Origin of the sequence: Halorubrum lipolyticum DSM 21995 (assembly GCF_000337375.1) — an archaeon.
Taxonomy (GTDB): Archaea; Halobacteriota; Halobacteria; order Halobacteriales; family Haloferacaceae; genus Halorubrum; species Halorubrum lipolyticum.
In genome coordinates, this window is sequence record NZ_AOJG01000021.1 from 1 (window position 1) to 1,199 (window position 1,199).

1 protein-coding gene is annotated in these 1,199 nt (G+C 62.8%); it reads right to left on the reverse strand.

Going from position 1 to position 1,199, the window contains the following annotated elements:
• Positions 1-723: 723 nt before the first annotated feature.
• The coding region (locus tag C469_RS08470) for a rolling circle replication-associated protein (RefSeq protein WP_008005644.1) at positions 724-1,199 on the reverse strand (476 nt) is incomplete at its 5' end.

The window sequence follows — 1,199 nt, forward strand, 5'->3', positions numbered from 1 at the left end:
GGGCGGCCCTCGAGCCGGGTACGCCGGCTCTCGGGCAAATCAAGATCGCCCGATCCTTGCGGTGGATCGGCGCTTAGTCGTCCAGACCGAGCGTTTCCGTGAACCGTCGAAACACTTACTGACTCGGCTGAGAGAGGACAGAGCGAGGACGAACCCTCCGGCCAAGAGGTTTCCACCGGGCGATTCTGCCACAAATCGCGTCCGGTGGAATCGTCCGTCGCCCGGGCCTTCTCCGGGCATTCACTCACGTTGCGTAGCTTTGACTGCGACGAGAACGACTAGCCCCTTAAAGAATACTGACCTTTCACCCCGGCAGAACATCTACCTATCCCGATACTACCAACACGCCCACATATTGTTATTAGCAGTTCTAACCATAGCCAGACAGAACCCGAAACCGCATGACAGCGCAGGGGTCGCCGATCGCCCCGGAGTATCACCCATCACAACTTACCGCCGTCTTGCGATTCTTCCCCCTGTCGAATCCCGGCCCTATCCGTACAATCGCAGGACGGCGTAAGGATACCCCTGTCTGAACCGCCACAACTTACCGCCGTCTTGCGATTCTCCCACCACAATCACTCGCCCCTCCGCTCCCTAATCGCAGGACGGCGCAAGGGTCGCCGAAAATCGAACCGACCCCACCACCCACCACAGGGACCTATAACGGTGTCTAGGGGGACCCCACCCGGCACCTCTCACCTCGCGGTGGGACCGACCGATCTAGTCTGGTGGCGGTCCTCTATCCTCGTCGCGCCGGAAGTCTCCCGACGCAGCCGACACCCAGTCCTCGACGATCGGATCCCACGCCATCAGTGACCAGTCCTCCTCGAGCGCACTGCCGTCACGATCGTCGCCGCCCGGATCGCGTGGATCGAGATCGACGTCGGCGCTAGATCCGTACCGCCGCGACCCCGACGGCAGGAACGACAGCGAGCCACGACCGAGGTACGCACTGATGTAGTGCGCCGCGTTCCGTGCGTCCACCCGCCGGATGTCCACCACCCGGCCGAGGCCGACGCGCTCGGCCAACTGCGACAGTTCCCGCTGCGGCAGGAACCGATCCACGAGCAGGTGCAGGTGCGGCCGGTCCCGCTCGTCTCCCTCGTGCCGCACCCACAGATACGACAGGTTTGGATAGCGGTCCCTCAGTTCCGTCCTCAGCGCGTTCCACCGATCGGTGATGTACTCGTGCTTCT